The 23,839-nt window shown below is 46.1% G+C and carries 20 protein-coding genes, 1 tRNA gene and 1 other annotated feature; of the genes, 17 read left to right on the plus strand and 4 right to left on the minus strand.

The annotated features are described in order from the left end of the window. From hemB to GPK88_RS15505, 3 genes are all read left to right on the plus strand, one after another. A complete protein-coding gene (gene hemB, locus GPK88_RS15495; protein WP_148447192.1) occupies positions 1-984 on the plus strand; it encodes a porphobilinogen synthase in 984 nt (327 codons plus the stop codon). Beyond that, complete coding sequence (hemL, locus tag GPK88_RS15500; RefSeq protein WP_173762607.1) at positions 984-2,264, plus strand: glutamate-1-semialdehyde 2,1-aminomutase; 1,281 nt, start codon at positions 984-986, stop codon at positions 2,262-2,264. Before hemB ends, hemL begins: the two co-directional genes overlap by 1 nt. Before the next feature lie 132 nt (positions 2,265-2,396). Then, positions 2,397-3,482 (plus strand): lactonase family protein, encoded by a 1,086-nt coding sequence (locus GPK88_RS15505; RefSeq protein ID WP_021977696.1) that lies wholly within the window; start codon positions 2,397-2,399, stop codon positions 3,480-3,482. Positions 3,483-3,632: 150 nt separating this feature from the next. On the opposite strand, the gene aroC is transcribed toward GPK88_RS15505, so the two are convergent. Continuing rightward, positions 3,633-4,727 carry a chorismate synthase gene (gene aroC, locus GPK88_RS15510; RefSeq protein WP_148447189.1) on the minus strand — a complete coding sequence of 365 codons (1,095 nt, stop codon included), beginning with the start codon at positions 4,725-4,727 and terminating at the stop codon, positions 3,633-3,635. A 226-nt stretch (positions 4,728-4,953) separates the two neighbouring features. Here aroC and GPK88_RS15515 point away from each other — a divergent pair, with 226 nt between their 5' ends. The 4 genes from GPK88_RS15515 to GPK88_RS15530 are packed head-to-tail and all read left to right on the plus strand — an operon-like array spanning position 4,954 to position 9,624. Beyond that, on the plus strand, positions 4,954-5,895 hold the full coding sequence (locus GPK88_RS15515) for a magnesium transporter CorA family protein (RefSeq protein ID WP_173762608.1): 942 nt from the start codon (positions 4,954-4,956) through the stop codon (positions 5,893-5,895). Positions 5,896-5,925: 30 nt separating this feature from the next. Continuing rightward, the gene (locus GPK88_RS15520) at positions 5,926-6,816 is read left to right on the plus strand and encodes a DUF1751 domain-containing protein (protein ID WP_148447187.1); all 891 of its coding nucleotides are present in this window, start codon (positions 5,926-5,928) and stop codon (positions 6,814-6,816) included. A gap of 30 nt (positions 6,817-6,846) precedes the next feature. After that, positions 6,847-8,283, plus strand: coding sequence for a pyruvate kinase (pyk, locus tag GPK88_RS15525; RefSeq protein WP_148447185.1), 1,437 nt, complete (start codon positions 6,847-6,849; stop codon positions 8,281-8,283). Positions 8,284-8,334: 51 nt separating this feature from the next. After that, positions 8,335-9,624 carry a diaminopimelate decarboxylase gene (locus GPK88_RS15530; protein ID WP_118071640.1) on the plus strand — a complete coding sequence of 430 codons (1,290 nt, stop codon included), beginning with the start codon at positions 8,335-8,337 and terminating at the stop codon, positions 9,622-9,624. Between the two features lie 118 nt (positions 9,625-9,742). On the opposite strand, the gene GPK88_RS15535 is transcribed toward GPK88_RS15530, so the two are convergent. Then, entirely contained in the window at positions 9,743-11,119 is a 1,377-nt protein-coding gene (locus tag GPK88_RS15535) for an MATE family efflux transporter (RefSeq protein ID WP_173762609.1), read from the minus strand. A 78-nt stretch (positions 11,120-11,197) separates the two neighbouring features. Next, positions 11,198-11,279 (minus strand) — tRNA-Leu (locus tag GPK88_RS15540). A 221-nt stretch (positions 11,280-11,500) separates the two neighbouring features. Between GPK88_RS15540 and ftsH the strand changes: the two genes are divergently transcribed. Next, positions 11,501-13,378 carry an ATP-dependent zinc metalloprotease FtsH gene (gene ftsH / locus GPK88_RS15545; RefSeq protein WP_174095856.1) on the plus strand — a complete coding sequence of 626 codons (1,878 nt, stop codon included), beginning with the start codon at positions 11,501-11,503 and terminating at the stop codon, positions 13,376-13,378. A 60-nt stretch (positions 13,379-13,438) separates the two neighbouring features. On the opposite strand, the gene GPK88_RS15550 is transcribed toward ftsH, so the two are convergent. After that, the gene (locus GPK88_RS15550) at positions 13,439-14,308 is read right to left on the minus strand and encodes a DegV family protein (protein ID WP_195567409.1); all 870 of its coding nucleotides are present in this window, start codon (positions 14,306-14,308) and stop codon (positions 13,439-13,441) included. 164 nt (positions 14,309-14,472) lie between these two features. Here GPK88_RS15550 and GPK88_RS15555 point away from each other — a divergent pair, with 164 nt between their 5' ends. From GPK88_RS15555 to GPK88_RS15595, 9 genes are all read left to right on the plus strand, one after another. After that, the gene (locus tag GPK88_RS15555) at positions 14,473-14,820 is read left to right on the plus strand and encodes an anti-sigma factor (protein ID WP_148447177.1); all 348 of its coding nucleotides are present in this window, start codon (positions 14,473-14,475) and stop codon (positions 14,818-14,820) included. 2 nt (positions 14,821-14,822) lie between these two features. Next, complete coding sequence (gene polA, locus GPK88_RS15560) at positions 14,823-17,462, plus strand: DNA polymerase I (protein ID WP_173762612.1); 2,640 nt, start codon at positions 14,823-14,825, stop codon at positions 17,460-17,462. Next, positions 17,463-18,062: a dephospho-CoA kinase gene (gene coaE / locus GPK88_RS15565; protein WP_021977685.1), complete on the plus strand. Its 600-nt coding sequence runs from the start codon at positions 17,463-17,465 to the stop codon at positions 18,060-18,062. Beyond that, complete coding sequence (locus tag GPK88_RS15570; protein WP_022427103.1) at positions 18,049-18,846, plus strand: MBL fold metallo-hydrolase; 798 nt, start codon at positions 18,049-18,051, stop codon at positions 18,844-18,846. The genes coaE and GPK88_RS15570 overlap by 14 nt, the downstream gene beginning before the upstream one ends. A 13-nt stretch (positions 18,847-18,859) precedes the next feature. Further along, positions 18,860-19,132 (plus strand): ACT domain-containing protein, encoded by a 273-nt coding sequence (locus GPK88_RS15575; RefSeq protein WP_021977683.1) that lies wholly within the window; start codon positions 18,860-18,862, stop codon positions 19,130-19,132. A gap of 92 nt (positions 19,133-19,224) precedes the next feature. Further along, a complete protein-coding gene (locus GPK88_RS15580) occupies positions 19,225-20,589 on the plus strand; it encodes a PFL family protein (RefSeq protein WP_148447171.1) in 1,365 nt (454 codons plus the stop codon). Positions 20,590-20,658: 69 nt separating this feature from the next. After that, positions 20,659-20,909: a binding site (T-box leader), on the plus strand. Positions 20,910-21,044: 135 nt separating this feature from the next. Next, entirely contained in the window at positions 21,045-22,073 is a 1,029-nt protein-coding gene (locus tag GPK88_RS15585) for an ABC transporter substrate-binding protein (RefSeq protein ID WP_148447169.1), read from the plus strand. A gap of 36 nt (positions 22,074-22,109) precedes the next feature. Then, positions 22,110-23,021 carry an ABC transporter permease gene (locus GPK88_RS15590; RefSeq protein WP_148447253.1) on the plus strand — a complete coding sequence of 304 codons (912 nt, stop codon included), beginning with the start codon at positions 22,110-22,112 and terminating at the stop codon, positions 23,019-23,021. Between the two features lie 3 nt (positions 23,022-23,024). Next, positions 23,025-23,813, plus strand: coding sequence for an ABC transporter ATP-binding protein (locus tag GPK88_RS15595; protein ID WP_148447167.1), 789 nt, complete (start codon positions 23,025-23,027; stop codon positions 23,811-23,813). Positions 23,814-23,839: the final 26 nt, after the last annotated feature.

A 23,839-nucleotide genomic window follows, 5' to 3' on the forward strand; every position in this document is an offset into this window, starting at 1 on the left:
ATGGAACTGACAAAAAGACCAAGAAGATTAAGAGGCAGCGAAAACCTTCGTAAGATGGTACGAGAGACAAGAATGGATAAATCTTCTCTTATGTATCCTATGTTTGTAATGGAAGGAGAGAATAAGGAGGAAGAAATTCCGTCCATGACCGGGCAGTACCGTTACAGCCTGGACCGTCTTCCCTATAAACTGGAGCAGCTTTCCAAAGCCGGTGTTGGCAGTGTAATGTTTTTTGGTATTCCTGACCATAAGGATGAAGTGGGCAGCGGTGCCTATGATTCGGAGGGAATTGTTCAGAGAGCTCTTCGCATTGCAAAAGAGAAATTCCCGGAACTTTATTATGTAACAGATGTATGCATGTGTGAGTACACTTCCCATGGACACTGTGGCGTTCTCTGCGGCCATGATGTGGACAATGACAAAACACTGGATCTTCTTGCAAAAACAGCACTTTCCCACGTAGAGGCAGGAGCGGATATGGTAGCACCTTCCGATATGATGGATGGCCGTGTTGCAGCAATCAGGGAGTGCCTGGATAAAGCCGGACATTATACAACTCCGATTATGTCCTATGCGGTAAAATATGCTTCCGCATTTTATGGCCCGTTCCGTGAAGCGGCTGATTCTGCTCCGTCTTTTGGTGACAGAAAGAGTTACCAGATGGACCCGCACAACAGCAGAGAAGGCCTGAAAGAAGCCCTTACAGATGTTGAGGAAGGCGCAGACATCATCATGGTAAAACCGGCTCTTGCATATCAGGATATGATCTGGCAGGTAAAGGAAGCCACCAATGTACCAGTTGCAGCATACAGTGTCAGTGGTGAATATGCCATGGTAAAAGCTGCAGCCGCAAATGGCTGGATTGATGAGGAAAGAATCGTAGGCGAGATGGCTACCGGAGCATTCCGTTCCGGCGCACAGATCTATCTTACCTACTATGCAGAACTTCTGGCAAGACTTATGGATGAAGGGAGAATCGGCTGATGACAAAATCAGAACAGTTATTTGAGCGTGCGGTAAAAAGAATACCGGGAGGCGTAAACAGCCCGGTAAGATCTTATGGAGCTATCGGTGAGGCACCTCGTTTTATTGAAAAAGCAGATAAATGTTACATCTATGATGTGGATGGAAACCGCTATGTGGATTATATTGATTCCTGGGGCCCGATGATCCTGGGACATAATTTCCCGGAGATCCGTGAAAGCGTGATCAAAGCCTGTGAAAATGGCCTGAGCTTTGGATGCGCTACGGAAATTGAAGTGGAGATTGCAGAATTTATCTGTGAGCATATTCCGCATGTAGATATGATTCGTATGGTAAACTCCGGAACAGAGGCTGTTATGAGTGCCATCCGTGCGGCAAGAGGTTTCACCGGAAAAGACAAGATCATCAAATTTGCAGGCTGCTACCACGGACACAGTGACTGCCTTCTGGTAAGTGCCGGTTCCGGTGTCATGGCAAGCGGTATTCCGGACAGCGCCGGTGTTCCCAAGGGCTGCACACAGGATACCATGACTGCAACCTACAATGATGCGGCCAGCGTGGAAGCGCTTCTCAAACAGGAAGAGGGAAATGTGGCAGCAGTGATCGTGGAAGCAGTAGGAGCAAACATGGGTGTGGTCCCTCCGAAGCCAGGCTTCTTAAAGCGGCTTCGTGAGCTTTGCGATGAGCACAATTGTCTGCTGATCTTTGATGAGGTAATCACAGGATTCCGTCTTGCCTTTGGCGGAGCCGCAGAGTATTTTGGCATTCGCCCGGATCTTGTCACCTATGGAAAAATCATCGGCGCAGGAATGCCGGTAGGTGCATATGGCGGCCGCAAAGAGATCATGGATCTGATCTCACCGTGTGGTCCTGTATACCAGGCAGGTACCTTAAGTGGAAATCCGGTTGCCATGGCAGCAGGATTCACACAGCTGAAATATCTCTATGAGCATCAGGAGATCTATAAAGAGCTGGCAGTAAAAGGCGAGAAACTTTACGGCGGACTGAAGACAATCGTGGAGGAAAAAGGTCTTCCATATCAGGTAAATTATGATTCTTCCCTGGCAAGTATCTTCTTCACAGATCAGGAAGTAAAAGATTATGTTTCCGCAAAAACCTCCAACCTGGATCTTTTTGCAAAATATTTCAAGGGAATGCTGAAACGTGGCATCCATCTTGCGCCGTCCCAGTTTGAGGCAATGTTCCTTTCCACAGCACACACAGATGAAGTGATTGATGAAACTCTGGAAGCAATGAGAGGCGCCCTGGGAGATCTGTAATTTCCGCAAAAAAATGATTTTGCACAGGAATTTACACAAAGATAGTAGGATGGTAACTTGTTCTTCAAAAAACTTTGTGATAAAATAAACACAAAAATACGTAATGAATGTGAAAGCAGGAGGCCAGAGCTTATGGGAAAAAAGAAGTACGTGGCTTACGTGGGAACATATACCCATGGAACCAGTAAGGGAATTCAGGTATACGATGTAGATGTAGAGAACGGAACACTGACAGAGCGCAGTGAGGTAGAGGTCAGCAATGCATCTCATCTGGCAGTTTCCAAAAACGGTAAATATCTGTACTCCATCGAGGATGAAGGTGTGGCTGTATTCGAGAGAGATGAAAATGGAGATCTTTCCCGTATTAACAGCGTAGATATTAACGGAATGCGAGGCTGTTATCTTGCAACAGATGTAGACGGAAGATATCTTTATGTAGCAGGTTACCATGATGGCAAGGTAACGGTTGTACATACCCATAAAGACGGACGTCTGGGAAGCGTTATGGACGGTGTTTTCCATAAAGGACTTGGAAGTGTGGCAGAACGTAACTTCCGTCCACATGTAAACTGTGTCCGCCCTACACCGGATAACAAATATCTCTGTGCGGTAGATAATGGCATTGATCAGGTGAAAATTTACAGGATCAACAAGAAGAAAGATAAGCTGGAACTTGTGGATATTCTTCGCTGCCCGAGAGAGAGCGGCCCTCGTATTATCCGTTTCAGTGATGACGGAAGATTTGCATATCTTCTTTTTGAGCTCAGCAATGAGGTTAAGGTATACAGCTATGACGGAAGCGGCAAGAACCCGGAGTTTCAGCTGCTCCAGAGTATTACCACTCTTGGAAAAGAAGATGCCAATGATGCGATTCACAACGCAGCATCAGGTATGTCTCTTTCTGCGGATGGCAAATATCTTTTCTGCACAACTGCAGGTGAGAACACAGTAACCATGTATGCGGTAGACCAGGAAACCGGCCTTCTGACCAAGAAATTTACTCTTCCGATCAGTGGTGATTATCCGAAAGATCTTATGATCTTCCCGGATAACAAACATATTGCCATTGCAAATCATGGAAGTAACAGTATTACTGTTTTTACAGTAGATTACGAAAAAAATATTATTATGATGAATGAGAAGCCAAGAAAGATCGAAACACCGAACAGCATCCATATCTGGCCGGTGCCGGGAGATGTGGATGGCATCTGCAAATGATTCTTTTCGGTAAATGACTGCAACGGCCAGATATCCGGATACAAAAACAGACTCAGGGATAAGCAATAAGATTCCCTGAGTCTGTTTTTTGCTGGAAAAGCATTTGGCATTACGGATGAATCCACGGATCTTTCAGGAATAAGGGCGGTTTTATCTGCGATAGAATTCGTGGATGCGGTCCATGCGTGCGCTCATATTGGCAAAAAGTGCATCGGTGATTGTGAGAGCTGCCATGGCTTCCACAACAACTACGGCACGTGGAACAATAACAGGATCATGGCGTCCTTTGATCTCAAGCTCCAGATTTTCGCCGGAGCTGGTTACGGTGGACTGGGGCTGGCTGATCGATGGTGTTGGTTTGATATGGGCACGGAGGATAATGTCACTGCCGTCACTCATACCGCCCATGATACCGCCTGCATGGTTGGAGGTCTTGGAAATGATGCCGTCTTTCTGGACAAAACCGTCGTTGTCTTCGGAACCGGTAAGACGTGTCACATTAATACCGTCACCGATCTCAACAGCTTTTACAGCACCGATGGACATGATCGCATGAGCAAGAGTGGCATCCAGCTTGTCAAAAACCGTATCACCCAGACCAGCAGGAACATTTTTGATCCGGCATTCAATAACACCGCCTGCACTGTCCTGGCTGTTGAGACACTGTTCGAGATAGGCGGATGCTTTTTCTGCCGCGTCGGCATCTGGCATGCAGAGGGCATTGTTTCGGATTTCTTCTTCTGAGAAAGACTGGATTTCCACAGGACCGATGGATTTTGCGTAGGTGGTAAACGTAATGCCAAGTTCATTTAAAAGCTTGATGGCAATGGCACCGGCTGCCACACGTCCGGCGGTTTCCCTTCCGGAAGAACGTCCGCCTCCACGGTAATCGCGGAAACCGTATTTCTGGTCAAAGGTAAAGTCTGCATGACCGGGGCGGTAGGAGTATGCAATATTTCCGTAATCCCGGGAACGCTGGTCGGTATTGCGGATCAGAAGAGAAATCGGTGTGCCGGTAGTTTTTCCTTCAAAAACTCCGGAAAGGATTTCAACCAGATCCCCTTCTTTACGGGCAGTTGTGTAGCGGCTCTGGCCGGGTTTCCTCCGGTCAAGAAAAACCTGGATATCTTCCTCGCAGAGAGAAAGACCTGCGGGGCAGCCGTCGAGAACTGCACCGATAGCCTTGCCATGAGATTCTCCCCAGGTAGTAACTACGAATTTTTTTCCGAATGATGACTGACTCATTTGTATAACTTCCTTTCGTTGGAATTCTGGAATCATTATATAGGAAGCCGGAAAAAATGTAAAGAACGTGGAAAACAGAATGAATTTTTATGTAAAGATCCTGTGAAATCATTTAAAAGCTTTTTTAAAAAGAAAATGTATGAATTGACAAAGCTATTTTGACTATTTATAATAAAAATGAATTTTGCCCTGGCAAAAGAAAAGCAAAAGAAGGGAAGTGGGAATCGTGGTAAGGATTTACAAGACAATAGACGGAGCCATCCACCAGATACAGGAACCGGAGGACGGCTGCTGGATTGCGCTGACGAATCCGACGGCAACAGAGATTTTTGAATTTTCCGAGAAGTTTGATATAGAGGTTGACGATTTACGATCCCCTTTGGATGAGGAAGAACGGTCACGTATCGAAGTTGAGGATAATTATACACTGATCCTGGTTGACGTTCCTATGATCGAGGAACGTAATGACAAGGACTGGTATGGAACCATACCGCTTGGTATCATTGTGACAGGGTCTATGATCTTTACCATCTGTCTGGAGGACACACCGGTTCTGACCAGATTTATGGAAGGAAGAGTCCGGAGCTTTTTTACCTATATGAAGACCCGTTTTATTTTCCAGATCCTTTACAGAAATGCAAGTATGTATCTGCGTTATCTGCGTATCATCGACAAGAAAAGTGAGCAGGTGGAAGAAAAATTGCATCTTTCCACAAGAAATGAGGAGCTGATTGAGCTTCTGGAACTGCAGAAATCCCTGACTTACTTTATCACATCCCTCCGGTCCAACGAGGTTGTGCTGGAGAAGCTTCTGAAGATAGACAGTATCAAAAAATATCCGGAAGATACGGATCTTCTGGAAGATGTCATCACTGAGAACAAACAGGCGATCGAAATGGCAAATGTGTACAGTGGAATCCTGAACGGAACCATGGATGCTTTTGCGTCTATTATCTCCAATAATATGAATATTGTCATGAAAGTACTGGCGATTATTACCATTGTTATGAGCATTCCGACTATCGTGTTCAGTGCTTACGGAATGAACGTGGCCGGTTCCGGTATGCCGTTATCACAGAGTCCATGGGGCTTTCTGATCATTATCCTGTTTTCTGTGGCAATCAGTGTTGTGGCAGCGATCATTCTTTCCAAGAAGCGGTTTTTCTGATTTTCAAAAGTTTTCTGAAAGGAGATTTTAATGAAATTTATCGACAAACTAGAACGTAAGTTTGGAAGATTCGGAATACCCAATCTGACCGTTTACATCATCGGATGTTATGTGCTGGGATATTTTCTGGCCATGTTTGCTCCGGGAGTTTTGGATATGCTGAGTCTTGATATGTCCATGGTCATGAAAGGACAGATCTGGAGACTGGTGACATGGGTGATTTATCCGCCGTCCAGTGTGGGAGGAACCGGTAATCTTGTGATGTTCCTTCTCGCAATCTTTTTCTTCTATTATCCGATTGGTACTTCTCTGGAACGTACCTGGGGGACTTTCCGGTATACATTGTATATTTTTTCAGGACTTTTATTTACTGTGATCGCGGCAGTGCTTCTGTATGTATTTACAGGTGGCTATGTGATGATGAATGGGATTACCTATTCTCTTGGCGGTGGCATTTTTACCACATATTATATCAGTCTTTCCATTTTCCTTGCCTATGCAGTCACATATCCGGATCTTCAGCTGCTGCTTATGTTTGTGATCCCCATCAAGATGAAATGGATGGCATTTGTATATGGACTGTTTATTGCGTGGGATATCGTATCATATCTTAGAGTTGGACTTTGGGTAGGCGTTGTGCCGATTGTAGCATCACTTTTGAATTTTGTGATCTTTTATTTCAGTACGCGGGATATGAACCGTTACAATCCGAAGGAGATTCACAGGAGACAGCAGTTTAAGAAGGCCATGGCTCCGACCAGAACGGGCTATGGACCAGATGGAATTGCCAAGCATAAATGCGCGATCTGCGGACGTACCGAAAAGGATGATCCAAATCTGGAGTTCCGCTTCTGCTCAAAGTGCAAGGGAAATTATGAATATTGCCAGGATCATTTATTTACGCACAAACACGTACAGTAAAACGTAAAAAAAGAGGGAGGATATTCAATTATGAAAAGAACAAAGATCATCTGTACACTTGGACCTGCCAGCAACAACAGAGAAACTCTGAAGTCTCTTATGGAGAATGGAATGGATATTGCCAGATTCAACTTTTCTCACGGAGACCACGAGGAGCAGAAGGGCCGTGTGGACATGATCAAAGAGCTTCGTGAGGAGCTGGATATGCCGATCGCGATGCTTCTTGATACAAAGGGACCGGAAATCCGTACCAGACTTTTAAAGGACGGACAGAAGGTAAAACTGGAGTCAGGAAACCAGTTTGTACTTGGAATCGGTGATTTTGAAGGTGATGACAAAAAAGTTGCCATCACATATGAGACACTTTATAAAGACGTGAAACCGGGAAACAAGATTCTTATTGATGATGGTCTGATCGAGCTGGAAGTTAAGGCGATCAAAGGAACCGATATCATCTGTGATATCTTAAACGGTGGTGAGCTGGGAGAGAAAAAAGGCGTAAATGTTCCTTACGTAAAAGTAAATCTTCCGGGTATCACAGAGCAGGATAAGAACGATATCCTTTTTGGTATCGAGCAGAAATTTGATTTCATTGCGGCATCTTTCGTCCGTTCCGCAGAGGTGATCCGTGAGATCCGTAAACTTCTGAATGATAACGGTGGAAAGGACATCGGTATTATTGCGAAGATTGAGAATGCAGAAGGTGTTGAGAACATTGATTCCATCATTGAAGCATCGGATGGTATCATGGTTGCCAGAGGAGATCTTGGCGTGGAGATTCCTGCAAGCCAGGTGCCGCACATCCAGAAAGAGATCATCCGTAAATGTAATGAACATTATACACCGGTTATCACAGCAACACAGATGCTGGATTCCATGATCCGTAATCCCCGCCCGACACGTGCGGAGGTAGCGGACGTTGCCAATGCGATCTACGATGGAACCGATGCGATCATGCTTTCCGGTGAGACAGCAGCTGGTAAATATCCGGTTGATGCTCTTCAGATGATGGCGGAGATCGCAGAGATGACAGAACCGCATCTGGATTATAAGGTATTTATTGAACATCGTTCCATGGATGGAAGAGAGAAGATCTCCAGTGCAGTTGCACTTGCAACAGTCCGCACTGCGAAGAATCTGAAGGCAAATGCCATCGTGACACCGACCATGAGTGGAAATACAGCCAGACTGATTTCCAATTTCCGCCCGAAGGTTCCGATCTATGCCATTACACCGAACTCAACCATCCAGCACAAACTTCAGCTGATCTGGGGTGTAACACCTCTGAAAGGATATCAGAGAGATACCACGGACCATATCATGTCTCAGGCTATGAATGTTGTCCGCAGCCGTCATCTGATCCATAAAGGAGACCTTGTTGTATTTACAGCAGGAGACCCTGCGACCAACATGACAAACGGTCATGGTGCAGTGACAAATATGATGCACGTGATCGAGGCAGAATAAGACCGGGGGTTCATATGGAACCGCGGTCGGAAAACAGGAGATGCAGTTATTATGAAAAAAGTACCATTTGTGACACTTGAAAAACTCAACGAGATTACCGAGAAATACCCGACCCCTTTCCATCTCTATGATGAGAAGGGAATCCGTGAGAATGCAAAAGCCCTGAAAGAAGCTTTCGCATGGAATAAAGGATTCAAGGAGTTTTTTGCGGTAAAAGCAACCCCGAACCCGTATCTGATCAACATTCTGCAGGAGTATGGCTGTGGCTGTGACTGCTCTTCTGCAACAGAGCTTATGATGGCAAAGGCAGTAGGCTGCAAAAAAGGCGATATCATGTTCTCTTCCAACGATACACCGGAGAAAGAGTTCAAATATGCAGATGAGATTGGTGGAATCATCAACCTTGATGATATCACACATATTGAGAGCGTAGAGAGAGCTCTCGGAAAAATTCCGGAAGTGATCAGCTGCCGTTACAATCCAGGCGGAGTATTCAAGATCAGCAACGGTATCATGGATAATCCTGGAGATGCCAAATACGGAATGACTACCGAGCAGATCTTTGATGCATTCCGCATCCTGAAATCCAAAGGTGCCAAAGAATTCGGAATTCATGCATTCCTTGCCAGCAATACAGTAACCAACGATTACTATCCAATGCTTGCGAAGGTTATGTTCGAGCTTGCTGTAAAACTTCAGAAAGAGACAGGCGCACACATTAAATTTATCAACCTTTCCGGTGGAATCGGAATTCCTTACAAACCGGATCAGGAGCCGAACGATATCCGTGTGATCGGTGAGGGTGTCCGCAAGGTTTACGAAGAAGTTCTTGTTCCGGAAGGAATGGGCGATGTTGCAATCTACACAGAACTTGGACGTTTCATGATGGGACCGTATGGCTGCCTTGTTACAAAAGCCATCCACGAGAAACATACACACAAAGAGTACATCGGTGTAGATGCCTGCGCGGTAAACCTGATGCGTCCGGCGATGTATGGTGCTTACCATCATATTACCGTTATGGGTAAGGAGAACGAGCCATGTGACCATAAATATGATGTGACAGGTTCCCTCTGCGAAAACAATGATAAATTTGCCATTGACCGTATGCTTCCGAAGATCGACATGGGAGATCTCCTTGTGATCCACGATGCAGGCGCTCATGGTTTTGCAATGGGCTATAACTACAATGGTAAACTGAAATCTGCAGAGATCCTTCTTCATGAGGATGGCAGCTTTGAGATGATCCGCCGTGCCGAGACACCAAGAGATTATTTTGCAACATTTGACTGCTTCCCTGTTTTTGAAAAACTTCTTCAGGATGAAGACGAACTGAAATAAAATAGCAGAAAGATATAGAAATAGCCTTCCATGCATCTTGGTAATGATGCAGGAAGGCTGTTTTATATTTAAGCGTCTGGTAAGAACTGTAAGATCGCTGGCAGGGTCAAATGCAGGGTTACTGCGTCTTGCTGCCGGAGATTTCTGCCATGGCTTTTTTAAACTCAAAGAAAAACAGGATGGCAGTGAAGGTAACAGCCAGGATATCTGCAACCGGCTCAGCCATATAAACTGCATTTGTTTGATCAGCACGGAAAATATTGGGCAGGATATAGATCAGCGGGATGACCAGCACAAATTTCCGGACAATAGCCACAATGATGGAATCCTTGGCTCTGCCAAGGGAGATAAAGGTCATCTGGCAGGCAATCTGGATACCAAAGATAAACACAACTGCCATATAGATCCGGAGAGCTGTCTTTGTGAAAGCAAGTAATGTACTGTCCGAAGTAAACATTCCGGCAAAGATCTGCGGGAAGATCATAATGATCAGCCACAGGATCACGGAATAAGAAACACTTGTTTTTACAAGAAGCTTAAATGTAGAACGTACACGCTTTTCGTTACGTGCACCATAGTTGTAGCTGATGATAGGCTGTGCACCCTGACCAAGTCCCTGAAGAGGAAGCATGGCAAACTGCATGACGCTGGTGAGGATGGTCATGGCTCCTACGGCAACATCCCCGCCGTATTTTAAGAGTGAGGAGTTGTAGCAGACAGAGATAATGCTTTCACTGAGCTGCATGACAAAGAGAGAAGAGCCAAGGGCCATACAGGGCAGAAGAATTTCGGCTTTCAGTTTCATGGTGCTTTTTCGAAGCCGCAGGAAGGTCTTTTTTCCAAAGAGGAAAGCGAGCACCCAGATACAGGAAAATGCCTGGGAGATTACTGTTGCCAGAGCAGCGCCCCGGACACCCATGTGGAACCCGAAAATAAAAACCGGGTCCAGGATAATATTGGAAACCGCACCGATTAGTACGGAGAGCATTCCTGTTTTTGCGAAGCCCTGGGCAGTGATGAAATTATTCATACCAAGGGTCAGCTGTACAAAGATGGTTCCTGTTGCATAGATATTCATGTAGCCTACCGCATAGTCAATGGTGTTTGCGCTGGCGCCGAAGGCAAGAAGAAAACTGCGGTTTCCGAGAAGCAGGATAGTAGTCAGGATCAGGGAGATGATGATCTGCATGGAAAAACAGTTTCCAAGGGTCTGTTCGGCTTTTTCTGTTTCATTTTTTCCCATAAAGATGCTGGCTCTGGGAGCGCCGCCATTTCCAACAAGGGCGGCAAACGCGGATACTACCATAATAAGTGGCATACAGACGCCTACACCGGTAAGAGCAAGAGCACCATTTCCGGGAATGTGGCCAATGTAGATACGGTCTACAATGTTGTAGAGCATGTTAATGAGCTGTGCGGCTACTGTGGGAAGTGCGAGACGCAGAAGCAGCTTTCCCACAGGTTCTGTACCTAAAAAGCTTTTGTCTTTTTCCATTGTTTTTGTTCCTTTCGTGATTTTTTGTATTATATGACAAAGACCTGACAGATCTCTCCGTCAGGTCTTATACGATAGTGCCGCTGGCCGGACTCGAACCGGCACGGATCGCTCCGCTTGATTTTGAGTCAAGTGCGTCTGCCAATTCCGCCACAGCGGCATAACCATTTATTATAATAGCACAGTATCAGGTGGCTTGCAAGGATTTTTTCAGAATAAAGGTATTATTTGGAAATATTTTTAATTCTAAAAAGTTTATGAAATCGGATGAGGCATCCTTGAAATTGACTGAAAAAAGTGGTAGAGTGTACTACAAGGCTGTACCACCTGATATAGCACTGTGGATATAGCAATATACTATAAGATAACGGAGGAGACTGCATGAATCTGAATTCAAAAAAACCAGAGAAGCGGCCGCTGTATGTATATTACATTATTGCGGTCGTAATTATTGTTCTGCTGAATGTTTTTGCTCTTCCTGCTCTTTCTGAGAGAAGTGTAAAAGAGACCGATTACACCACCTTCCTGAAAGCTGTAGACAGAGGAAAAGTATATGAAGCAACTATTAATTCTGATTATATCTATTATACGATGAAGGTAGATGGAAATGATGTCTATTGTAAGACGGTATCTGTAGAGGATCAGGATCTTGTATCCCATCTTTACGATGCGGGCGTAAGTATAGAGGGTACTGCACCTCAGAGACAGTCCCTGCTTTTATCTCTGATCCTGGGATATGTACTCCCGATCGCAATTTTTATTCTCCTGGGACGCTGGCTCAGCAAGAAGATGATGAGTTCCATGGGAAACGGAGGACCGGGAGGAATGATGTCCTTTGGCAAAAGCAATGCCAAGGTTTATGTGAAATCCTCTACGGGAATCAAATTTTCAGATGTTGCCGGTGAGGATGAAGCCAAGGAGCTTTTGACGGAAATTGTAGATTTCCTTCATAATCCGGAGAAATACAGAGAAATCGGTGCTTCCATGCCGAAGGGTGCCCTTCTTGTAGGCCCTCCCGGAACCGGTAAAACTCTTCTTGCCAAGGCAGTTGCCGGTGAGGCGGAGGTTCCGTTTTTCTCAATTTCCGGTTCGGAATTTGTGGAGATGTTTGTGGGTATGGGTGCTGCCAAGGTCCGTGATCTTTTTAAACAGGCCAATGAGAAGGCACCATGTATCGTATTTATTGATGAGATCGATACCATCGGCAAGAAACGTGACGGCTCCGGAATGGGCGGCGGAAACGATGAGCGTGAGCAGACACTGAACCAGCTTTTGACGGAGATGGACGGTTTTGACGGCTCCAAGGGTGTTGTGATCCTGGCGGCTACCAACAGACCGGATTCCCTTGATCCGGCACTTCTTCGTCCGGGACGTTTTGACAGAAGGATCCCGGTTGAGCTTCCGGATCTGCAGGGACGTGAGGAGATCCTGAAAGTCCATGCCAAGAAGATCAAGATTGCAGACAGTGTCCGTTTTGACGAGATCGCCAAGGCTGCAGTTGGGGCTTCCGGTGCAGAACTTGCCAACATTGTCAATGAGGCGGCTCTCCGTGCAGTCCGTGACGGACGGAAATTTGCCACACAGGCGGATTTTGAAGAAAGTATTGAAGTTGTTATTGCCGGATATCAGAAGAAGAACCGTGTGCTTTCCAACAAGGAGAAACTGATCGTTTCCTATCATGAGGTTGGACATGCACTGGTTGCTGCCAAGCAGACAGATTCTGCACCGGTCCATAAGATTACGATCATTCCGCGTACTTCCGGTGCGCTGGGTTATACCATGCAGGTAGATGAGCAGGAACATTTCCTGATGTCCAAGGAAGAACTTGAGAATAAGATCGCTACTTTTACAGGTGGCCGTGCAGCAGAGGAGTTGATTTTCCATTCCATTACCACTGGTGCATCCAATGATATTGAGCAGGCGACCAAGATTGCCAGGGCGATGATCAGTCGGTATGGTATGAGTGATGATTTTGATATGGTTGCCATGGAAAATGTAAGCAACCAGTATCTTGGAGGAGATGCCAGCCTGACTTGTTCTTTTGAGACGCAGACGCTTCTGGATAAGAAGGTTGTGGAGCTTGTGAGACGGGAGCATGAGAAGGCTACGAAGATCCTGACGGATAATATCGGAAAGCTTCATGAGATTGCCAAGTATCTGTATGAGCATGAAACAATTACTGGTGAGGAGTTTATGAAGATTCTGAATGAAAAACCGGATGAGATTGAAGAAATTCAGGAAAATGAAACAAGGCAGTAAGAAGAAAGCGGGGCCCTGGGGCTCCGCTTTTGTTGTAAAAATATAAATTGTTCAGATTGTTTACCAGATTTCCGGATGTACCTTAGAACAGGTGAGAGCCAGGCTTCCCGGGCCGATGTGGCAGGAGACGCTTAATGACAGTGGAAAGATATTGACTTCACCGATGCTCGGGAAGCTGGTGAGGACTTCTTTTCGGAATTCCTCAGCTGCTTCCAGATTGTGGGAGTGGATGATATCCAGGTTGATCTTTTCTCCGAAGCGGTTTGCAATATCATCTTTGATGGCTTTGGTCATGGTGTTTTTGGCCTGGGTCATGGTGCGGGCTTTGGAGAAGGCGTCCAGTTTTTCGCCCTGAATCTGCAGAACCGGTTTCAGGCGAAGCATGGTTCCGATGGCTGCAGCTGCAGGGGTGATGCGTCCACCCTGTTTCAGGTATTTCAGGGTTGCCACGGTGATGTAGATGCTGGAGTCGAAACGGGTTTCTTCCAGCCAGGTTCCGATCTCATCGGCGGAGAGGCCGTTTTTGGCCTGCTGGATGGCTTCGATGGCAGAGTAGCGTAAAGTTCCGGAGATTCTCTGGTTGTTTACCACACGTACATGGCCGTCGTAATCTTCTGCAAGCATGTGGGCAGTCTGCATGGAACTGGAAAGGCCGCTGGACATGGGAATATGTACGATCTCGTCATAGTCTTTGAGAAGTTTGTCCCAGAGGGTAGTGACCGATTCCGGTGTGGGCTGTGAGGTGGAAACCCTGCAACTGGGATTCTGTTCGAGGTGCTGGAAAAACTGTGCCTGGTTCATGTCAATGTCTTCCAGATATTCTTTATCATCTATAAAAAATGGCATTGGGAGCATGTAGATGCCAAGTTCGTTTGCCTGGGCAGGTGACATGCCGCAGTTACTGTCTGTAACAATTGCGATAGATTTCATAATATGGATCCTCCCTGTTCGGATTTTTGACCCGGGCAGATGCTTTGTAAGGGAACTGCCCGGGATACTTCAAGTATACCACAGGAAACCGCCCTTGTCATTCACCGTTTAATTCGCTATAATGATAGCATTAACGTTACGAAGCAGCAAAGAGAGGGAAAAATATGAATTGTCGTATTGCAGAGGGAATGGTTAACAAGTATATCAATCATACGCTGCCGTTAAATGATCTGGAGGATTTTCTGGAACATATAGAGAACTGTTCCTCCTGCTACGATGAGCTTGCCACATATTTCATTGTGCATAAAGCCATGCAGCAGCTGGATGAGAAACAGGAGGATTCCGTTCTGGACTTTAAGGAACTTCTGGAGGAGGATATCCGGAAATCCAGGAGATATATCCGCAGAAGAAAAATCCGCAGAGCAATTGCGGCAGCAGCTTTCTGCGTTCTGATCGCAGCACTGGTGATCTTTCTCATTTTCGTGATTCTGGAACTGAAGGAGGGAATTTGATTTTGAGTGAAAAAATATTACTGATTGACGGACACAGCATTCTGAACCGGGCGTTTTATGGACTTCCGGATCTTACCAATGCAGAAGGACGCCATACAGGAGCGGTATATGGATTTCTGAACATTATGTTCAGGATCATGGAGGAAGAGAAACCGGAGTACCTTACCGTTGCTTTTGACCTGAGTGCACCGACATTCCGACATAAGCGCTATGAAGCTTATAAAGGCACCCGGAAACCTATGCCGGAGGAGCTTCGGGAACAGGTTCCGCTGATCAAGGAGATGCTTTCTGCCATGGGGATCAACATGATGTTTATGGAAGGCTATGAGGCAGACGATCTTCTTGGAACGGTTGCCAGAAGAAGTGAAGCGAAAGGCATGGATGTGACCATTCTTTCCGGAGACCGGGATCTTCTTCAGCTTGCCACAGATAAGGTACTGATCCGGCTGCCGAAGACTGTCCGGGGGAAGACCACCATTGAGGATTATCATACCGCGGAAGTGATTGAGAAATATCAGGTAACGCCGCCACAGATCATAGAACTGAAAGCTCTGATGGGGGACAGTTCCGATAATATCCCGGGAATTCCGGGCGTTGGAGAAAAAACCGCAACCAAGATGATCGTGCAGTTCGGTTCCATTGAGAATGCCCATGAACATCTGGAAGAAGTAAAGCCCAATAAGGCAAAAGAATCTCTCCGTGAACATTATGATATGGCACAGCTTTCCAAAGAACTCGCAACTATCAACACAGACAGTCCCCTGGAATTCTCCTACGAAAAAGCGAAAGTGGAGAATCCCTATACTCCGGAAGCTTATGAACTGTGCAAACGACTGGAATTTAAGAATATGTTGAACCGTTTTGACCCGGTTACGGCAGCGGATTCCTCCATGGAACTGGAATTTTTTACCTGCAATGATCTTTCCGGCGTGGAGGCCCTGTTTGAGAAAGCAGCCAGGAAGGAGCAGGTGGGTATTTCTGTTCTTGCAGACCCGGATCAGGTGTATACCGTGGGACTGGTCCTAGATGAAAAAGAAATCTATCAGATTCCGGTGGGAGGACTTCTTACCGGAGACTACCTTTGCGGAAAGCTGAAAACCCTGGCGGACAGAACGCTGCTCTGTGCCATGGACATCAAAGCAGTACTTAAACATGTTCCTCTGGAAAATCCGGAGAAAGTTTTTGACGCAGGGGTTGCGGCGTATCTTCTGAATCCTCTGAAGTCTGCCTATACCCATGACGATATCGCCAGAGAATATCTGGACGGCATGATGCTCCCGGCAAAAGAAGACCTTCTTGGGAAAACTTCCCTGAAAAAAGCCTGGGAAGAAGAGATGGAGGGTCTTGGAAACTATGCCTGCTATCAGGCGTTTGTGCCATGCATGGCCCGGGGTGTTCTCCTTGAAAAACTGGACGAAACAGGCATGCGTAAGGTTTATGATGAGATCGAACTTCCTCTTGTCTTTACTCTGGATTCCATGGAAAAATGGGGAATTTCCGTTAAAGGGGAAGAACTTAAAAGTTACGGCGAAAAACTCAAAGTCCGTATCCAGGAGCTGGAAAAAACCATCTGGCAGGAAGCAGGGGAGGAATTTAATATCAATTCCCCGAAACAGCTGGGCGTGATTCTTTTTGAAAAAATGGGACTTCCCGGCGGAAAGAAGACCAAGACCGGTTACTCCACAGCAGCGGATATCCTGGATAAACTGGCGCCGGATCATGCCATTGTAAAAGATATTCTGGAGTATCGTCAGTTGACCAAACTGAAATCCACTTATGCAGACGGGCTTGGAAATGTGATCAGAAAAGATGGACGAATTCACTCCACTTTTAACCAGACCATCACTGCAACCGGACGTATCAGCAGCACAGATCCGAATCTTCAGAATATTCCGGTACGTATGGAGCTGGGAAGACTGATTCGTAAGGTTTTTGTGCCGGAGGAGGGATTTGTATTTCTGGATGCAGATTATTCCCAGATCGAGCTTCGTGTGCTGGCTCATATGTCCGGGGATGAAAAACTGATCCAGGCTTACCGGGAAGCAGAGGATATTCACCGCCTTACCGCATCTCAGGTATTCCATGTGCCCCTTGATGAGGTGACACCGCTTCAGAGACGAAATGCCAAGGCTGTAAACTTCGGAATCGTGTATGGAATCAGTTCTTTCGGACTGAGCCAGGATTTAAGTATTACCAGAAAAGAGGCAGCAGCCTACATCGAAAAATATTTCGAAACTTACCCGAAGATCAAGGGATTTCTGGATGGTCTGGTAAAAGACGGAAAAGAACACGGTTACGTAACGACTATGTTTGGCAGAAGAAGACCGGTGCCGGAACTGAAATCCAGCAATTTCATGCAGCGTTCTTTCGGCGAGCGTGTGGCTATGAATTCCCCGATCCAGGGAACAGCGGCGGACATCATCAAGATCGCCATGAACCATGTTTATGAACGAATGAAAAAAGAAGGCCTGTGCTCAAGACTGGTGCTTCAGGTACACGATGAGCTTCTGATCGAGACAAAGAAGGAAGAAATCGAGATCGTTTCCCGCATTCTGGAAGAAGAGATGAAGGGAGCCGCAGATCTTGCAGTGGAACTTGACGTGGATATGCATCAGGGCGACAGCTGGTATGAGGCGAAATAAATGAGAGTGATCGGAGTAACCGGCGGAGTAGGCGCCGGAAAAAGTACAGTACTTGGAATCCTGGAAGAAGAGTTTCAGGCATATGTGATTCAGGCAGACCAGCTTGGCCATATTTTGATGGAACCGGGAGAAGAATGTTACGATGCGGTGATCGCATTGTTTGGAAAAGAAATCATAAAAAAAGATAAAACTATTGACCGGAGAAGGATTTCTGATGTAGTATTCACAGATAAGGATATGCTTTTGAAATTAAACGGGATCATTCATCCGGCCGTAAAACAGAGAATCCTCCGTCTTCTTGGAGAACAGAAGGAAGCGGGAAGAGGAATCTGCGTTGTGGAGGCTGCCCTTTTTCTGGAAGAAAATTATCAGGAATTCTGTGATGAAGTCTGGTATGTGTATACAGAAGAAGAGATCCGGATCCAGCGCCTGATGGAAAGCCGCGGCTATTCCAGGGAGAAATCTCTTGGCATTATCCGAAACCAGGTATCCGACCAGGTTTTCAGAGAACATACGGATTATGTAATCGAAAACAATGGAGATCTTTCGGATACCCGGAGACAGATCAGAGAAGGGATAGAGAGAAATGAGACTTTGTAGTATTGCCAGCGGAAGCAGTGGCAACTGTATCTATGTGGGCTCTGAGGAGGCACATGTCCTGGTAGATGTGGGGATCAGCGGGAAGAGCATCGAAAAAGGCCTGAATTCCCTGGATCTTACCGGGAAAGACGTGGACGGAATCCTGATCACCCATGAACATTCCGACCATATCAAGGGCCTGGGAGTGATTTCCAGAAAATACGGAATTCCCATCTACACCACAGGCGGGACTGCAGACGCCATGCTTCGGATGAAATCCCTTGGAAAAATGCCGGAGGGGCTGATCCACGAGATCCGGGAAGATGAGCCGTTTGAGATTAAAGATCTGACAGTAAATCCTTTTACCATTCCTCACGATGCGGCACAGCCGGTAGGTTACCGCCTGGAATGCGGAGAACATTCTGTGGGTATTGCCACAGACCTTGGAAAATATAACGATTACATTGTAAAAAATCTGGAGAATCTGGATGCGGTGCTTCTGGAAGCCAACCACGACATCCGCATGCTCCAGGTTGGAAAATACCCTTATTATCTGAAACAGAGAATCTTAGGAGACAGAGGCCATCTCTCCAATGAGAATGCAGGCCGCCTGCTTTGTAGGATCCTTCATGATAATTTGAAGGCGGTTTTTCTCGGCCATTTAAGCAGAGAAAACAACTATGAAGAACTTGCCTACGAGACTGTGTGCTCGGAGGTGACACTTGGTGACAACCCGTACCGTTCCAGGGATTTTAAGATCCAGGTAGCGAAGAGGGATCACATATCAGAAATAATCACAGTGTAGAAAGGAAAAAACGATGAAGAAGACAATTATCACAGTAGTAGGAAATGACACAGTAGGAATTATCGCAAAGGTTTGTACATACCTTGCAGAGAATCAGGTTAATATTCTGGATATTTCTCAGACCATCGTTCAGGGGTACTTCAACATGATGATGATCGCAGACACAGCAAAATGTGAAAAAGACGGCGGCACACTTGCAAAAGAGCTTGAGAATCTTGGCAAAGAGATCGGCGTAGTGATCCACTGCCAGCATGAAGATATTTTTAACATGATGCATCGAGTATAATTAAATAACGGATATACTGTTGTTTGATTATGAGCAAGTAGCGAAGCGGATGCTTTTATCCGCATTATACCAATCATCAGGGAGAAAATAAAATGATCAATATTTTTGAAGTAAACGAGACAAATAAAATGATCGAACAGGAGAATCTGGATGTGCGTACCATTACCATGGGTATCAGCCTTTTAGACTGTATCGATCCTGACCTGGATGCACTGAATCAGAAAATATATGAGAAGATCACCACAAAAGCCAGAAACCTGGTAGCTACCGGTGATGAGATTGCAACCGAGTACGGAATCCCGGTTGTAAATAAACGAATTTCCGTAACACCGATCGCTCTGGTTGGTGGAGCCGCATGTAAGAAACCGGAAGATTTTGTGACCATCGCAAGAACACTGGATAAATGTGCCAAGGAAGTTGGAGTGAACTTTATCGGCGGATATTCCGCACTGGTAAGCAAGGGAATGACTCCGGCAGAGGAACTTCTCATCCGCTCCATCCCGCAGGCAATGGCAGAGACAGAGCGTGTCTGCAGTTCTGTAAACGTTGGTTCCACCAAGACCGGTATTAACATGGATGCCGTAAAACTGATGGGCGAGATCGTCCTTGCAACCGCAGAGGCAACCAAAGAGCAGGATTCCCTTGGCTGTGCCAAACTTGTGGTATTCTGCAACGCACCGGATGACAACCCGTTTATGGCAGGTGCTTTCCACGGTGTTACAGAGGCTGACTGCATCATCAATGTAGGTGTCAGCGGCCCTGGTGTTGTCAAGAAAGCCCTGGAGCAGGTTCGCGGAGAAGATTTCGGAACTCTCTGCGAGATGATCAAGCGTACCGCATTTAAGGTAACACGAGTGGGACAGCTGGTTGCACGTGAGGCATCCAAACGTCTGGATGTGCCGTTTGGTATTGTGGATCTTTCCCTTGCACCAACACCGGCCATCGGTGATTCCGTAGCAGAGATTCTGGAGGAAATCGGTCTTGAGAGAGCCGGTGCACCTGGAACAACTGCAGCACTTGCGCTTCTCAATGACCAGGTAAAAAAAGGCGGCGTTATGGCAGCAGCAGCTGTGGGCGGATTAAGCGGTGCCTTTATTCCGGTCAGCGAGGATCAGGGAATGATCGATGCGGTAAATGAGGGAGCGCTTACGCTGGAGAAACTGGAAGCCATGACCTGCGTATGCTCTGTTGGACTGGATATGATCGCAGTTCCGGGAGATACCAAAGCTACCACACTGGCAGGTATCATTGCCGATGAGTCTGCCATCGGTATGGTAAACCAGAAGACAACCGCAGTACGTCTGATTCCGGTAATCGGCAAAGGTGTAGGCGAGACTGTTGAATTCGGAGGCCTTCTTGGTTATGCTCCGATCATGCCTGTAAATTCCTTCTCCTGCGATGCATTTGTACAGAGAGGCGGAAGAATTCCGGCACCGATTCACAGTTTTAAAAATTAATTCTGAAATTAATTTCATTTCGGGGTTGACAGACTCACGTTGATGTGCTAAAGTAAACACAACTTAAAAAACAAACCAGTGAGAAAGAGAAGTAAACATTTCAGGAAGCTTCACAGAGAGCGGTGATGGTGGGAATCCGCAGGGGACCAGATGTTGAATGGACTTTCGAGGGCGGCCCGAACTATTTATCTGTACAGTAGGCGCCGACGGGAACCGAACCCGTTATCAATGAGGAGTGTATGTTAGTACACCGGAAAGTGGACGATTCGTCAATTTGAGTGGTACCGCGATAATAAAGAACTTTTATTACCGTCTCAAGCATAATATAAGCTTGAGACGGTTTTTGTGTTACAGGAAAAAAGAGATTCTGTTGCATAAAAAGTTGTTCCGGAAAAGCAGGCCGCAGGGTGTACAAAAAGTAATCATAAGCGGAAATAAGAAGGGAGAACAAAATTATGAAAAAAAGAATGTTAGTAATCGCAGCAGCAGTAGCAGCAACAAGTATGATGGTGGCCAGCCCGGTTATGGCAGAGGATTTTAAAGTAGGTATCTGCAATTATGTAGATGATGCTTCCCTGAACCAGATCGTAGACAATATCCAGTCCCGTCTGGAAGAGATCGGCAAAGAAAAAGGCATCACATTTGATGTATCTTATGATAACTGCAATGCAGATGCCAGCGTTATGGAACAGATCATCTCCGATTTCCAGGCAGATAACGTTGACCTGATGGTAGGTGTGGCTACACCGGTGGCAATGCGTATGCAGTCTGCTACAGAGGGAAGTGATACACCGGTTGTTTTCTCCGCAGTATCGGATCCGGTTGGCTCCGGCCTTGTAGATTCTCTGGATGCACCTGGCGCAAATATTACAGGAACCAGTGATTACCTGGATACTTCTTCTATCATGAAACTGATCCAGGCGCAGAACCCGGATGTAAAGAAAATCGGTCTTCTTTATGATGTAGGACAGGATTCCTCCACAACAGCAATCCAGGAAGCAAAAGATTACCTGGATGAGCAGGGAATCGAATATGTAGAACGTACCGGAACCACTACCGATGAAGTTCAGCTTGCGGCAGATGCACTGATCGCAGATGGTGTGGATGCAGTATTTACACCTACTGATAACACCATCATGACAGCAGAACTTTCTATTTATGAGAAATTTATTGAGGCAGGAATTCCACACTACACAGGTGCTGACTCCTTTGCATTAAATGGTGCCTTTGTAGGATATGGCGTTGATTATGCAAACCTTGGACAGAAAACAGCCGATATGATCGCAGATATCCTGGTGGATAACGCAGATCCGGCCAAAACCGCTGTGGAAACATTCGATAATGGTACTGCAACAGTTAATACAGAAACCTGTAAAGAACTGGGCCTTGATTTTGATACCGTAAAGAAAGCATTTGAGCCTCTCTGTACACAGGTAAATGAGATCACAACTGCAGAAAGCTTCGACGAAGTAGAAACAAAATAAATCCAATTGGAGGAAATCACTGTGACGATTGCAACTATGCTCTCCCTCGGGGAGACTGCCCTGAAGCTTGGACTGATCTGTTCCCTGACAGTTCTTGCCCTGTTCCTTAGTTATTCCATGCTGAATGTCTGCGACCTTTCTACAGACGGCTGCTTTACTTTCGGAGCCGCTGTAGGAGCTGTAGTAGCTGTAAGCGGACATCCGTTTCTGTCCATTGTGGCAGCTATGGCAGCAGGTGTTACATCGGGATTTGTAACTGCCATACTGCAGACAAAGCTGGGAGTAGACAGCCTGCTTGCAGGTATCATTGTAAATACGGCCTTATATTCCGTAAATATTGCGGTCATGGGAGGATCTTCCCTCATTAATATGAACCGGACAACCACGGTATTTACCATGATGAAGGATGCACTTGCAGGTACACCTTTAAAAGGCAGAGAAGATATTATCATTGCAGCCATCGCAGTGATCCTTGTGATCGTATTTCTGGTATTTTTCCTGAGAACAAGACTTGGTCTTGCAATCCGGGCAACCGGAAATAATTCCGATATGGTAAAATCTTCCTCCATCAATCCGGTCTTTACAACTGTGATTGGCCTTTGTGTGGCAAATGCATTTACCGCACTTTCCGGATGCCTTCTGTCCCAGTCACAGAAATCCGTAGATATCAACATCGGACAGGGTATGGTCACCATCGCACTGGCATCTCTGCTGATCGGAGGTACTCTTCTTGGTCATGGAGGAATTTTTGTAAGGGCGGTAGGAATGGTGCTTGGTTCCTTTATCTTCCGCCTTGTGTACACCATTGCACTTCGTTTCAATATGCCGGCGTTTATGCTGAAACTGGTATCTTCTGTGATCGTTGTTCTTGCAATTTCCGGTCCGTATCTTAAGAAACAGTGGCCGCAGATCCGAAGAAGAATGACTCATACAAAAGGAGGCAGATGATCCATGTTAAAAATCAGCCATATTTCAAAAACATTTAATCCGGGAACTGTAAACGAAAAAAAGGCAATCGAAGATCTTTCCCTGGAACTGAAAAAAGGCGACTTTGCTACGATCATCGGTTCCAATGGTGCGGGAAAATCAACACTTTTCAACGCAATCTGTGGTGATTTTCTCACAGATGCAGGAGCGATCGAGCTGGACGGCAGAGACATTACATTTATGCCACAGCATGCACGTGCAAAAGAAATCGGCCGTCTTTATCAGGATCCGATGCGTGGAACTGCGCCGGGCATGACAATCGAAGAGAATCTTGCACTTGCAGCTGGCAAAGGCGGATGGCTTTCTCATACAACCCGACAGGAAAAAGAACGTTTCCGTGAAGAACTGAAGAAACTGGACATTGGCCTGGAAGAGCGGATGAGTCATCCGGTAGGACTTCTTTCCGGCGGACAGAGACAGGCCTTGACACTTCTGATGGCAACGATGAATCCGCCGAAATTACTTCTTCTGGACGAGCATACCGCAGCGCTTGACCCGGGAACTGCTGAGAAAGTTCTGAATCTCACAAAACGGATTGTGGAAGAACATCAGCTGACCTGTTTAATGATCACGCACAACATGCAGTCTGCAATTGATCTTGGAAACCGTATCCTGATGATGGATTCTGGTAATATCGTACTGGATATTGGAGGAGAAGAGAAGAAGAACATGACCGTGGACGGTCTCCTTGAGAAGTTTAAGACAGGAGCTGGAAAAGCACTGGATAATGACCGTATTCTTCTGTCGGAATAATGAATGATAAATAGAAGAACCATCAC

It is taken from the genome of Blautia sp. MCC269 (assembly GCF_018785655.1).
Classification (GTDB): domain Bacteria; phylum Bacillota; class Clostridia; order Lachnospirales; family Lachnospiraceae; genus Blautia_A.